Source organism: Stenotrophomonas sp. YJH_SMC_106-19 (genome assembly GCF_059368375.1).
In genome coordinates this window covers 1,167,362-1,180,102 of the sequence record NZ_JCAFRQ010000001.1, presented here as the reverse complement: position 1 = coordinate 1,180,102, position 12,741 = coordinate 1,167,362, and the positions used below count along the sequence as shown (strand labels likewise).

The window sequence follows — 12,741 nt, the reverse complement described above, 5'->3', positions numbered from 1 at the left end:
CGGCGAGCGCAGCGGCGTATCAGTGCCCGTCGATCCCGGTAGCGCCGGGCCACGCCCGGCGAGCGCAGCGGCGCATCCCGATCAGTATCCCGCCGCAGTGAACGCGTCGAGCACCACATCGCGCAGCGCATCAGGCAGCGCCTCGATGTCCATCGCGCGATCATCCAGGTGCAGCCGTGGGTCCAGGCTGCTGATGCGGTCCTGGGCCAGCGCCTGCAGCCACAGCAGCACGCAGATCACGAACTCGCGCTCGTGCCCCGGGTGCAGGTGGCCGGCACCGCGTTCGATCACCTCGAACGGGTACCACTCCTGCTCATCGTTGAGGATGCCGCCCTGCTGCATGAGCACCTGCAGCTCCTGCAGATGGCGCCGGGCATCATCGCCGGGATCGCACAATGTGGCGATCCAGGACAACTCCTCCGCGCTGGCAGACAGCGCCAGCGACCGGGCCGGCAACGCGGTTGCAACCTGAGCCAGACCTTCCATGTGGGGCCTCTATCGGCATGTTCCGCTGCGGACTCCCCCGCAGCCAGAGCTTCCGCGCGACACCGTAAGGCCGACGTGAATGATCGGCAGGCACCCCTTGTCTGCGGCCCCGGCCAGCGCCATATCCACTGGGCTGCCCGCCCCTCGGGCCCGTAACTGGAGATCTGCCGTGACCGCTGCCAACCCCCTGCTCGATTTCTCCGGCCTGCCCCGCTTCGAGGCGATCCGCCCCGAGCACGTGGCGCCGGCGCTGGACGTGCTGCTGGCCGAGGCCGAGGCCGCCGTCAACGCAGCCGAGCAGGTGCAGCCGGTCCGCTGGGACACCTTCGTGGTCCCGCTGGACGATGCCACCGAGCGGCTGTGGCGCGCCTGGGGTCTGGTCGGCCACCTGCAGGGCGTGGTCAATACCCCGGAACTGCGCGAGGCCTACAACAGCAACCTGCCGCGGGTGACCCGCTTCGCCAGTGCGCTGGGCCAGAACCTGGCGCTGTACCGCCAGTACCAGGCACTGGCCACCGGCCCGGAGGCGGGGACGTTCGATGAGGCCCGGCGCAAGGTGCTGGACAATACGCTGCGCGACTTCCGCCTGGGGGGCGCGGAGCTGGCGCCGGACGCCCAGCAGCGGTTCGCCGCGATCAAGGAAGAACTGTCGGCGCTGTCCGCGAAGTTCTCGCAGAACGTGCTGGATGCCACCGATGCGTGGTCGTTGATCGTGGAAGACGAAGCACGCCTTGCCGGCGTGCCGGACGACGTGAAGGCTGCCGCGCGTGCGGCAGCGGCGAACGATGGCAGGGACGGTTGGAAGTTGACGCTGCAGATGCCGTGTTACCTGCCGGTACAGACCTGGGCCGAAGATCGTGACCTGCGCGAGATCCTGTACCGGGCCAGCGCGCAGCGCGCTTCCGAATTCGGCGATGACGCGTTGGACAACAGCGGCAACATCGACCGCATCCTGGCCCTGCGGGCCGAACTGGCCGCACTGCTCGGCTTTGATTCCTACGCCGACTACTCGGTGGCCACCAAGATGGCGCAGGACCCGGCCGAAGTGCTGGGCTTCCTGCGTGACCTGGCGTCGCGCGCCAAGCCGTTCGCGGCCAGGGACCGTGCCGAACTGGAGCAGTTCGCGCGTGACCACCTGGGCATCGACAGCCTGCAGGCCTGGGACCTGGCGTTCGCGGCCGACCGCCTGAAGCAGGCGCGCTACAGCTATTCCGAGCAGGAGGTGAAACAGTACTTCACCGAGCCGAAGGTGCTGGGTGGATTGTTCTCGGTGATCGAGCAGCTGTATGGACTGCGCGTGCAGGAGGACAGCGCACCGGTCTGGCACGAGGACGTACGCTTCTTCCGGCTGGTCGATGCGCGGGACGCGCTGGTAGGCCAGTTCTACCTGGATCTGTACGCCCGTGAGGGCAAGCGCGGCGGTGCGTGGATGGACGATTGCCGCAACCGGCGCGAGCGTGCCGATGGCAGCGTGCAGACGCCGCTGGTGTATCTGGTGTGCAACTTCGGTCGCGGTGCCAGCGGCAGGCCGGCTACGTTCAGCCACAATGAAGTGACCACGCTGTTCCATGAAATGGGCCATGGCCTGCACCAGCTGCTGACCCGCATTGGTGAGCTGGGCGTGGCCGGCATCAATGGCGTGGAATGGGATGCGGTGGAGCTCCCCAGCCAGTTCATGGAGAACTTCTGCTGGGAATGGGACCACCTGCAGCGCATGACTGCGCACGTGGAGACGGGTGAACCGCTGCCACGTGCGCTGTATGAGCGCATGCTGGCCGCGCGCAATTTCCACAGCGGCATGGCGACTGTCCGCCAGCTGGAGTTCGGTCTGTTCGACATGCTGCTGCACAGCCAGTTCGAGCCCACGCAGGACAGTGTGCTGGCACTGCTGGAGCGCGTGCGCGGCGAAGTGGCGGTGAATCATCCGCCAGCCTGGAACCGCTTCCCGCATCAGTTCAGCCACATCTTCGCCGGTGGCTATGCGGCCGGCTACTACAGTTACAAATGGGCCGAGGTGCTCAGTGCCGATGCCTATGCGGCGTTCGAGGAAGCACCGCAGGCGTTGGCCGCGACCGGTGCACGTTTCCGCGACGAGATCCTCTCGCGCGGGGGCAGCCGTCCAGCGGCCGAGAACTTCAAGGCCTTCCGTGGCCGTGCGCCGCAGATCGATGCGCTGCTGCGCCATTCGGGCATGGCCTGATCCCACGTCGGCTGTGAGGGGTGCCCCCCATGGCGGGCACCCCTCGACGGGCATCGGTCACTCGGCGTAGATCATCCTGCGGGTCATGCCGCCGTCGACGATGAAATCCTGGCCGGTGGTGAATCCGGACAGCGGCGACAACAGGTACACCGCCAGCGCGCCGATGTCTTCCGGGCGGCCGACGCGGCCGACCGGATGCTGTGCGTGGTCGATGGCCGAATACTCGGGCGCATGGCGCCGGGGGGGCGCCTGCCACTCGCTGGTGCCGATCCAGCCCGGACTGATGCTGTTCACCCGTACAGCCGGTCCGGCGCTGATTGCCAGCGCGTGGGTGAATGCCACCAGTCCGCCCTTGGCCGCGGCATAGGCTTCGCTATGGGCTTCGGACTGCCGGGCGCGGGTCGAGGCGATGTTGATGATGGCGCCGGCGCCACCGGATGACAGTGCCGGCAGGGCATGCCGGCTGCACAGGAAAGCGCCATGCAGCGATGACAGGCGGCGCTGCCATTCGTCCCACGCCATGTCCTGCAGTGGCGTACCGTGCGCACCGGCGATGCCGGCATTGTTGACCAGGCCATCGATGCCGCCAAACCGCTGCACCGCCGTGGCGATGAACGCGCGCACGCTGGCTTCGTCGGTGATGTCCAGGGGCTGGAACGCCGCATCGTCATCGCGATGCCATTCGGCCAGGCAGGCGTGGCCGGCTTCCGTATCCAGATCACCGATCAGCACGCGGCCGCCGGCACCGAGCACGGCCTGGGCGATGCCGCGGCCGATGCCATTGGCGCCACCGGTGACCAGCACCACCTTGCCCGCCAGCGGCGCGGCAGGCCAGGCAGCGATCGGCGGAACCGCGCTCATGACAGGTCTTCGCCACGCAGGCGGCGATGCCAGCCGTCCACGCCGATGCGGTCCAGCGTCTGGATGTTGCGCTCGACGATCACGTCCGGATCGGGGAAGGCGTCCACCGCGCGTGCCACGCTGTCCTCGCGCAGCAGGTGCAGCGTGGGATAGGGCGCGCGGTTGGTGTAATTGCTGGCGTCGTTGGCGGCCACGCCTTCGAACTGGTAGTCCGGATGGAAGCTGGCCACCTGCAGGATGCCCTGCAGATCGAGCGCCTCGATCGCCGCGTCGGCGTTGTCGAGGAAGTCGTTGTAGTCCAGGAAATCCGTCAGCACCTGCGGGTGCACGATCAGGGTGGTGTCGATCTGCTCGGCCGGCGTGTCCCGCAGCAGCACCAGTTCCTCGGCCAGCTGTTCGACCAGTGCTTCGGGGGTGGTGGCATCACTGAGCACGAAGCGGACCTGGTCCTTCACATATACGGCCTTGGCGAACGGACACAGGTTCAGGCCGATGACGATGCGCTCCAGCCACAGGCGGGTGGCGGCGATCGGGTCGTCGGTGGGCAGGGCGGTATCGGTCATGGCGGGCACATCGGCGGGCGAGGTCGCCATTGTAGGCAGTGTGCCGCCGCTGCGCTGTTCACTGTGCAGGAACTGGACAGTCGCCATGCTGCAAATCCCCGCCGATTCAAGCCTTTGCAGGCCACCGGCAGATGGCCGATTGCCTGCTGCGGGCGGTAGGCGTGGAATGGACGCACGACACAGGAGGACACCCATGACTGCATCTTCTCCGTGGCTGCCGGACGCCCTTTGGGCCGGCGCCCTCTTCGACGGCCGGTGGCAGGCGGCCGCGCAACGGCAGCCGGTGATCGAGCCGGCCACCGGTAACACGCTCGGCCAGATCGGCCTGGCCGACCCGGCGCAGGTGGCGCGCTCGGCGGCGGCCGCTGCGCAGGCGCAGCAGGCGTGGGCGGCGGCTCCGTACGAACAGCGCGCTGAAGTGCTGCGCAAAGCGGCACGCCTGGCCGAAGAACACATCGACACCCTGGTCGAATGGCTGGTACGCGAAAGCGGCTCCACCCGCCTGAAGGCAGGTTTTGAGGCCAAGGTGACCATCAAGGCACTGCACGAGGCTGCGGCGCTGCCGTCGCGCAGCACCGGCGAGATTCTGCCTTCCGAGCCGGGCCGACTGAATCTGGCGCGGCGCCGACCGCTGGGTGTGGTAGGGGTCATCTCGCCTTTCAACTTTCCGCTGTATCTGGCCATGCGCGCGGTGGCGCCGGCCATCGCGCTGGGCAACGCGGTGGTACTCAAACCTGACCCGCGCACAGCGGTGTGCGGCGGGGCGGTGATCGCACGCCTGTTCGAGCAGGCCGGCCTGCCGGCAGGCGTTCTGCACATGCTGCCCGGTGATGGCGCGGCCGGCGCTGCGCTGACCAGCGATCCGCACGTGGCGATGATCCAGTTCACCGGCTCCACCGCCGCCGGGCGCAAGGTCGGAGAAGCGGCGGGCAAGCATCTGAAGAAGGTCTCGTTGGAGCTGGGCGGCAAGAACTCGTTGATCATCCTCGATGATGCCGACCTCGACCTGGCGGTGGCCAACACCGCGTGGGGGGTCTACCTGCATCAGGGCCAGATCTGCATGGCGACCGGCCGCGTGCTGGTGCAGCGGAAGATCCACTCCGCGTTCCTGCAGAAGCTGGTGGCCAAGGCCAATTCATTGAAGGTGGGCGATCCGGCGCGCGAAGACGTGGCGATCGGTCCGCTGATCAATGCCGGCCAGCGCGACCACGCCACGCGCGTGGTCGAGCAGGCAGTGCAGGCCGGTGCCTCGCTGGAGGCCGGAGGTACCCATCGCGATCTGTTCTTCGCGCCGACCGTGCTTGGCAACGTCGCTGCTGACAATCCGGCGTTCAACGAAGAAATCTTCGCGCCGGTGGCGGTGGTGGTGCCGTTCGACGATGACGACGATGCAGTGCGCCTGGCCAACGACAGCGAGTACGGCCTGTCGATGGCCATCGTTTCCAGCAATGTCGGCCGCGCACTGAAGCTCGGTGAGCGCCTGCGCACCGGACTGCTGCACATAAACGATCAGACCGTGAACGACGAGGTGATCAATCCCTTTGGCGGTGTCGGAGCATCCGGCAATGGCACCAGTATCGGCGGCCCCGCCAACTGGGAGGAGTTCACGCAGTGGCAGTGGTTGACCGTCAAGGGCGAGGCGCCCGCTTATCCGATCTGATCGAAGGAGCCATCACGATGAACGACAATACGGCAACACGCGAGATCACCGCCGCAGTGGTCCGCGGCAAGGAACAACCCTTCGTCATCGAGCAGGCCCGGCTGCGCGGCCCGCAGGAGGATGAGGTCCTGGTGAAGGTGGTAGCCACCGGCCTGTGCCACACCGACCTGATCGTGCGCGATCAGTACTACCCGGTGCCGTTGCCCGCGGTGCTGGGTCACGAAGGCGCCGGCGTCGTGGAGGCGGTCGGCCCCAACGTAAAGGAACTGAAAGCAGGGGATCACGTGGTGCTGACCTATGGCGCCTGCGGCCACTGCAATCCGTGCCGGGGCGGTCATGGCGCCTACTGCAGGGATTTCTTCGCGCTGAACTTTGGTGGCGATGATGGCCACGGCCATACCGCCATCACCGATGCGCAGGGTCAGCCGTTGCATGACCATTTCTTCGCGCAGTCTTCGTTTGCCACCTATGCGCTGGCGCGCGAGATCAATGCGATCAAAGTGCCCGACGATGCGCCTCTGGAACTGCTGGGCCCGCTGGGCTGCGGCATCCAGACCGGTGCCGGCGCGGTACTCAATTCGCTGAAGGTACGCTCGGGCAGCAGTTTTGCCAGCTACGGTGCCGGCGCAGTCGGTCTGAGTGCGGTGATGGCGGCCAAGGTGGCCGGTGCCACGACCATCATCGCCATCGATGTGGTGCCGTCGCGGCTGGCACTCGCGCTGGAGCTGGGCGCCACCCACGTGGTCAACAGCCGCGAGACCGATGTGGTCGAGGCCGTGCGCGCCATCACCGGCGGTGGCGCTGATTTCGCGCTGGAATCGACCGGTCGCCCGGAGGTGCTCTCTGCGGGTATCGAAGCCTTGGGGGGCTTGGGCATGATGGGCGTGGTCGGTGCACCAAAGCTGGGCACGACCGCCAGTTTCGACGTGAACAACCTGCTGCTGGGTGGCCGCAGCATCCGTGGCATCGTGGAAGGCGACAGTGTGCCGCAGGTGTTCATTCCGCAGCTGGTCACGCTGTTCCAGCAGGGCCGCTTCCCGTTCGACAGGCTGGTGAAGTTCTACCCGCTGGAGCAGATCAACCAGGCGGCCGAGGACAGCACCCGGGGCATCACCCTGAAGCCGATCCTGCGCATCGCGGCGTGATCTGAGGGCAGGGCTGCAGGGCTTCGCCCTGCACCTGCCGGATGGGCGGCAACCGCAGGCCAATACCTCATCGGAGCGTAACGTGGCGTTGCCGCTGGCGGGTGTACGCTGCGCCCATGATCGCAACTTCCGTCGGGCAACAGCAGCTGGTAGCGGTACGCGCGGCCTTTGCCGAGGGCGATGCGCGCTCATTGAACGTGTTGCCGCAGCCGTTGCAGCAGTCGTGGATGCGCTCGCGCGCGGCTGGCCTGCAGCCCGGGCAGGAACCGGTCTACCTGCCGCTGCAGAGCGATGGTCGGCATCTGCCCCAGCGCGACGACCGTCGCCTGGCGCGCTGCGTGCAACCGGAGCTGGAACAGCTGTGGGCCGCTTTCGGCGGACGCGGCTGGACGATGTTCTGCGCCAACCGCGAGGGCATGGTGATCGCGCAGCAGGCGCATGGCCTGGAAGACTCGCCCCTGCTGCGGCCGATCCAGGTCGGGCGGCGGCTGGGCGAAAGCGAGATCGGCACCACCGCGCCGGCGGTCAGCCTGGCCGACGACCTGCCTGCGCTGGTACGCGGCAATGAACATTACCTGCAGCGTTTCGCTCCGGTGTTCTGCCTCAGTGAACCCCTGCACGATCTCGACGGGCGGGTATGCGGAGTGATCGATATCACCGGGCTGGGTGAGCGCGATCCTTCGCTGCTGCAGGGCTATTTCCGGCAGGCCGCACTGGCCAGCGAGAATCGCCTGTTCTACACGCTTGCCGATGTGCACCTGCTGGCGCTGCAGCATGATCCGCGCTGGCTGGCGTCACCCTTGCAGGGGCTGCTGGCGGTGCAGGAGGATGGCCAGCTGCGCGCCGCCAACCGTGTGGCCCGGCGTCTGTTGGGCCTGCCGCGGCGCGGGCCACTGCCGTTGCTGGATATTGCAGCGGTGTTTGCCGGCGCCAGTGCCGCACAGCGGCGGCGCCTGCTGCAGCCGGGGGCGCCGCATCGGGTCCGGTTGGGCGAGGGCAGTGCGGTCTACCTGCAGCATCTGCAGGCGCCGCGCAAGGTCGCTGGCAACAGCGTGCGACGGTCTTCACCGGCGACGATGGCGGCGCCGGCGCTGCGCGATCAGCAGCGTGAAGCGGCGCGCCGGGCGGCGCAGGCGGCGGACGGCAATCTCAGTCTGGCCGCACGTCAGCTGGGCATCTCGCGCACCACGCTGTACAAGCTGCTGCGTGATTGATCGAGCGCGGTGCCGGGCCACGCCCGGCGGAGCAGTCAGTCGCGGAAATTGTTGAACTGCAGCGGCAGCTCGAACTTGCCGGCCTTCAGTACTGCGATCGCGTCCTGCAGATCGTCGCGCTTCTTGCCCTGCACGCGCAGCTTGTCGCCATTGATCTGGCTTTCCACCTTCAGCTTGGCGTCCTTGAGTGCGGCGGCGATCTTCTTGGCCACCTTCTGCTCGATGCCCTGCTTGACGGTGATCTTCTGCCGCGCCTGCGCCAGATTGGTCTCGATGTCGCCGAACTCCAGGCTCAGCACGTCGATGCCGCGCGCTGCCAGACGCGCACGCAGGATGTCGTTCATCTGCTTGAGCTGGAACTCGGTCGGCGCGAACTGGTTGATGACATCGCCATCACGCTCGAACTTGGCGTCCACGCCCTTGAAATCGAAGCGGGTGCTCAGTTCGCGGTTGGCCTGATCGATGGCGTTGGTCAGCTCGTGGGTGTCGACTTCGGAGACGACGTCGAAGGAAGGCATGGGCGATGCTCCACAGAATTCAGTGCGGACATTCTATCGCGCCGGCCAGCCTGCCCGCTTTCCGTGGCGCTGGGCATCGCTGCAACGGCATCCCGCCGCCGGCTCGGCGATAATGGGCCATGAACGTGCAACGCTCCCCCTCGCGCGCGGTGGCCTGGATGGTCGCCGCGGTCGCCTGCTTCTCCCTGATGGACGCCGGCATGAAGCAGCTGGCGGCCAGCTATCCCACCCTGCAGGTGACCTTCCTGCGCGGCGCGGCGTCGTTGCCGTTCGTGCTGGTCTGGGTGCTGGTCAGCGCGGGCCCGCGTTCGCTGGTGCCACGTCGCTGGGGCCTGCATCTGCTGCGTGGCGCGCTGGGCATGGCGATGATCGGCTGCTTCGTGTTCGCGTTGCGCGATCTGCCACTGTCCACCGCCTACACCATCTACTTCGTCGCGCCGCTGCTGATCGCGGCCCTGTCGGTGCCGCTGCTGGGCGAACGGGTCGGACCGCGTCGCTGGGTGGCCATCGGCATCGGCCTGGTCGGCGTGCTGGTGGTGCTGCGGCCCGGCGTGGATGGGTTCATCTCGGTGCCGGGCCTGATGGTGCTGGCCGCGGCCACCGCCTACGCCGTTGCCGCGATCACGGTCAGCCTGCTGACCCGTACCGACACCTCGCAGTCGATGGTGGTCTGGTTCCTGGTCATCATGGCGATCGGCGCGGGCCTGCTGGCGATTCCCGGCTGGAGGCCGCTGCTGCTGGCGCACGCGCCGCTGATCGCAGGCATGGGGCTGGCCGGTGCGCTGGGTCAGATCGCCCTGACCAAGGCCTTCCAGCTGGGCGAGGCATCCATGATCGCGCCCCTGGAGTACAGCGGCCTGGTCTGGGTGATCGGATGGGATCTGGCTTTCTGGGGGCAGTTGCCGGACGGCTACACCTGGGTGGGGGCGGCGATCATCGTGGCGTCGGGCCTGTACCTGCTGCACCGCGAGCGGGTGAACCGCCAGCAGCCGCCGAAGCCGCTGGATCATCCCTGAACCGGTTTGGCCGGGGAGCGGGGTCAGAGCCCCTGCGGGGATCCGACCCCGGGGTCAGATCCCACAGGGGCTCTGACCCCGGAACCCGGCCGGAGTAGGTGTCTTAGAACCAAAAGGAATAACATTCTGGCCCATGGCGCGGGCGCGCGACCGCCGGCGCTGGTAGGCTGCACGCCCCCTTCTGTCGCCTGCCGGTGAGCCGCTCCCGTGATCGAGTTCCAGCGCCTGCACAAATCCTATGCCGTTGCCGGCCGCGCGGTCAGCGCGCTGCAACCGCTGGACCTGACCATCGAGGCCGGCGAGGTCTTCGGCATCATCGGTCATTCCGGTGCCGGCAAATCGACGCTGATCCGCATGATCAACCGTCTGGAAGAGCCTTCCGGTGGCCGATTGCTGATCGGAGGCGAGGACATCACCGCGCTGGATGCCGACGGCCTGCGCTCGCTGCGCCGGCGAATCGGCATGATCTTCCAGCACTTCAACCTGCTGTCCTCGCGCACGGTGGCGGGCAACGTCGCCTTCCCGCTGGAGCTGGCCGGTACACCGAAGGCGGAGATCGACAGCCGGGTGGCCGAACTGCTGCAGACCGTCGGCCTGCAGGCACACGCACAGAAGTACCCGGCGCAGCTGTCCGGAGGCCAGAAGCAGCGCGTGGGCATCGCCCGTGCCCTGGCCACCCGCCCGCAGATCCTGCTGTGCGACGAGGCCACCAGTGCTCTCGACCCGCAGACCACCGCGTCGGTGCTGGCGCTGCTGTCGAAGATCAACCGCGAGCTGGGCCTGACCATCGTGCTGATCACCCACGAGATGGATGTGATCCGCCGCGTCTGCGACCGGGTGGCGGTGCTCGATGCCGGCCAGCTGGTGGAGACCGGTCCGGTCACCCAGGTGTTCCTGCATCCGCAGCATCCCACCACCCGCCGTTTCGTCAGCGAATCGGAGCATGTGGACGAAGGAACGCTGCACCGTGATTTCGACGCCGTGAGTGGGCGCATCGTGCGCTTGACCTTCCTCGGTGGCGATACCTACGAACCCCTGCTGGGCAGCATCGCGCGCCAGACCGGGGTCGATTACAACATCCTGTCCGGGCGTATCGACCGGATCAAGGACACACCGTATGGCCAACTGGTCGTGGCCCTGGTCGGTGGCGATCACGCCGCCGCGCAGGCCGCGTTCGTGGCCGCTGGCGTGCATGTCGAGGAACTGCGTCGATGATCATTGCTGCTGCAGACGGATTCTTCCGCCACCTGGACGCCGGCAAGTGGGCCGATATCGGCCAGGCCACCATCGACACCCTGCTGATGCTGGCCGGTTCGCTGCCCTTGACCCTGGCCATCGGGCTGCCGCTGGGCGTGCTGCTGTACCTGTTCGGTGCGCCGCAGATGAAGCGTCGTCCGTTCGCCTATGGCGTGCTGGCGCTGGTGGTCAACCTGCTGCGTTCGGTGCCCTTCATCATCCTGATGATCGTGCTGATTCCGGTGACGCTGTTCATGATGGGGACGTCGCTGGGTGTTCGCGGTGCGATCGTGCCCCTGGTGATCGGCGCCGCACCGTTCTATGCGCGGCTTGTGGAAACCGCGCTGCGCGAAGTGGACCGTGGGGTGATCGAGGCGACCCAGGCGATGGGCGCAACCACCTGGCAGCTGGTCACCCGTGTGCTGCTGCCGGAAGCGCGGCCGGGCCTGATCGCAGGTGCCACGGTCACCACCGTTGCGCTGATCGGCTTCACCGCCATGGGCGGTGCGATCGGCTCGGGCGGCCTGGGCGATCTGGCGTTCCGTGATGGCTACCAGCGTTCGCACACCGACGTCGCCCTGGTGACCGTGGTGCTGCTGCTGGTGCTGGTGCAGCTGCTGCAGATGCTAGGCGACCGGCTGGTCGCACATTACACCCGCAGGTAACCGGCACGTCCGCCGGGCATGGCCCGGCGCTACCCTGCCACGCGGACGTTCCAGTAGCGCCGGGCCATGCCCGGCGGCGTCGTCTCACCGCGCGTTGGGCACTTCATAGCCCAATTTGCCGACCTGGTCCGGGCGCTGCGGCACCCGCTTGAGCTTGTCGGTATTCACTCCGTACTCGTCGCGCAGGCGCTCGGCCAGCTCCTTGTACAGCGTCTTGTCCATGTCAGGCCGACGGGCAAAGATCCACGCCATCTCGCGGCCCGGATAGCCGATCAGTGCCCAGGAGTAATCCGGCGCCACTTCCAGAACGCGCGAATGGGTCGGCACCACGCGGTAGAACCAGGTCCGCCAGCCATGGTTGCCGCTGTCCGGGTCGACGCTGGCACGGGCGCGGATCTCCTGTTGCGGTTCGCTGAAGCCGTTGCGGTAGCGGTAGGTGATGGCAACCTTGTGATCGTCGCGCAGCGCGTACTCGTTGACGCTGGCAACGTGACCGCGCTCGACGAAGTTCGGCACGCGGCCGATCACGTACCAGGTGCCCATGAAACGTTGCAGGTCGATCGGCGCGTTCGGATCGGGGGCGCGGGGCGCCGCGGCACGCGGCGACGGCGGATCGCTGGCAGCCAGCGCCGGGCCCGCCAGGGACAGGGCCAGCAGCACGGCGCAGAGCGGGCGGATCGAAGTCATGCGGGAGCGGGCTCCAGTGGGCTTGCACGCGCATGGTCGACTGTGTGCACGCGGTCCGTCAATGGTGTCGCAGCGTATGAGAAGGCCCTTGCCCAAGCTGTGTTGCATTGTCCACCGGAGAAACCCGCATGAGCGCACGCCTCACACGCCGCCCCTCGACTGAACGCGTCAGCGAACGCGCCGATCCGCGCCTGCTGCGGGGTGTACAGCATCTGGCACTGGCCGGCGTCGCACTGGTCCTGGTGTGGCCGGCCGCCCGTGGCAGCAGTGCCTGGCTGGGTTGGCTGCCCCTGTGGCTGATCGGCATGCCGCTGGTGGCCTGGTGGGCGTTGCTGCGCTGCCCATTGCCGTCGCTGCGGCGGCGGTCGTCGCGTCGTACCGGTGGACAGGCGCGCCGCCGCAGGGCAGCCGGCGCGCGCGGCCGGCGCGGCGCGACGGCGGCGGCCTGACCTTCGACACGGGGGGCGGTGTCCGGATCCGTGCTAGCGTT

The 12,741-nt window shown here is 67.7% G+C and carries 13 protein-coding genes; 8 read left to right on the top strand and 5 right to left on the bottom strand.

All coding sequences use genetic code 11. The annotated features are described in order from the left end of the window. Positions 1–81: 81 nt before the first annotated feature. Positions 82–486, bottom strand: a complete 405-nt coding sequence (locus AC5P5M_RS05220) for a hypothetical protein (protein WP_197600915.1) — start codon at positions 484–486, stop codon at positions 82–84. A 169-nt stretch (positions 487–655) separates the two neighbouring features. Between AC5P5M_RS05220 and AC5P5M_RS05215 the strand changes: the two genes are divergently transcribed. Further along, on the top strand, positions 656–2,686 hold the full coding sequence (locus tag AC5P5M_RS05215) for a M3 family metallopeptidase (protein ID WP_414487935.1): 2,031 nt from the start codon (positions 656–658) through the stop codon (positions 2,684–2,686). A gap of 57 nt (positions 2,687–2,743) precedes the next feature. On the opposite strand, the gene AC5P5M_RS05210 is transcribed toward AC5P5M_RS05215, so the two are convergent. Further along, a complete protein-coding gene (locus AC5P5M_RS05210) occupies positions 2,744–3,547 on the bottom strand; it encodes an SDR family oxidoreductase (RefSeq protein ID WP_164150647.1) in 804 nt (267 codons plus the stop codon). Next, positions 3,544–4,110 carry a DUF1415 domain-containing protein gene (locus AC5P5M_RS05205; protein WP_164150708.1) on the bottom strand — a complete coding sequence of 189 codons (567 nt, stop codon included), beginning with the start codon at positions 4,108–4,110 and terminating at the stop codon, positions 3,544–3,546. Before AC5P5M_RS05205 ends, AC5P5M_RS05210 begins: the two co-directional genes overlap by 4 nt. Positions 4,111–4,303: 193 nt before the next feature. Between AC5P5M_RS05205 and AC5P5M_RS05200 the strand changes: the two genes are divergently transcribed. The 3 genes from AC5P5M_RS05200 to AC5P5M_RS05190 all read left to right on the top strand — a co-directional run bounded on the left by AC5P5M_RS05200 (position 4,304) and on the right by AC5P5M_RS05190 (position 8,129). Beyond that, positions 4,304–5,770: a benzaldehyde dehydrogenase gene (locus AC5P5M_RS05200; protein ID WP_053519822.1), complete on the top strand. Its 1,467-nt coding sequence runs from the start codon at positions 4,304–4,306 to the stop codon at positions 5,768–5,770. Positions 5,771–5,787: 17 nt separating this feature from the next. Next, complete coding sequence (locus tag AC5P5M_RS05195; RefSeq protein ID WP_053519821.1) at positions 5,788–6,915, top strand: NAD(P)-dependent alcohol dehydrogenase; 1,128 nt, start codon at positions 5,788–5,790, stop codon at positions 6,913–6,915. A gap of 116 nt (positions 6,916–7,031) precedes the next feature. Continuing rightward, complete coding sequence (locus AC5P5M_RS05190; protein WP_461288396.1) at positions 7,032–8,129, top strand: helix-turn-helix domain-containing protein; 1,098 nt, start codon at positions 7,032–7,034, stop codon at positions 8,127–8,129. Positions 8,130–8,164: 35 nt separating this feature from the next. On the opposite strand, the gene AC5P5M_RS05185 is transcribed toward AC5P5M_RS05190, so the two are convergent. Then, complete coding sequence (locus AC5P5M_RS05185) at positions 8,165–8,647, bottom strand: YajQ family cyclic di-GMP-binding protein (protein WP_053519819.1); 483 nt, start codon at positions 8,645–8,647, stop codon at positions 8,165–8,167. Positions 8,648–8,766: 119 nt separating this feature from the next. Here AC5P5M_RS05185 and AC5P5M_RS05180 point away from each other — a divergent pair, with 119 nt between their 5' ends. The 3 genes from AC5P5M_RS05180 to AC5P5M_RS05170 all read left to right on the top strand — a co-directional run bounded on the left by AC5P5M_RS05180 (position 8,767) and on the right by AC5P5M_RS05170 (position 11,564). Next, the gene (locus AC5P5M_RS05180) at positions 8,767–9,663 is read left to right on the top strand and encodes a DMT family transporter (RefSeq protein WP_065175182.1); all 897 of its coding nucleotides are present in this window, start codon (positions 8,767–8,769) and stop codon (positions 9,661–9,663) included. A gap of 207 nt (positions 9,664–9,870) precedes the next feature. After that, positions 9,871–10,878: a methionine ABC transporter ATP-binding protein gene (locus tag AC5P5M_RS05175; protein ID WP_065181774.1), complete on the top strand. Its 1,008-nt coding sequence runs from the start codon at positions 9,871–9,873 to the stop codon at positions 10,876–10,878. Continuing rightward, a complete protein-coding gene (locus AC5P5M_RS05170; RefSeq protein WP_053519816.1) occupies positions 10,875–11,564 on the top strand; it encodes a methionine ABC transporter permease in 690 nt (229 codons plus the stop codon). The genes AC5P5M_RS05175 and AC5P5M_RS05170 overlap by 4 nt, the downstream gene beginning before the upstream one ends. An 84-nt stretch (positions 11,565–11,648) precedes the next feature. On the opposite strand, the gene AC5P5M_RS05165 is transcribed toward AC5P5M_RS05170, so the two are convergent. Beyond that, positions 11,649–12,251 (bottom strand): lipocalin family protein, encoded by a 603-nt coding sequence (locus AC5P5M_RS05165; protein WP_053519815.1) that lies wholly within the window; start codon positions 12,249–12,251, stop codon positions 11,649–11,651. Positions 12,252–12,379: 128 nt separating this feature from the next. Here AC5P5M_RS05165 and AC5P5M_RS05160 point away from each other — a divergent pair, with 128 nt between their 5' ends. Beyond that, the gene (locus AC5P5M_RS05160; protein WP_053519814.1) at positions 12,380–12,700 is read left to right on the top strand and encodes a hypothetical protein; all 321 of its coding nucleotides are present in this window, start codon (positions 12,380–12,382) and stop codon (positions 12,698–12,700) included. Positions 12,701–12,741: the final 41 nt, after the last annotated feature.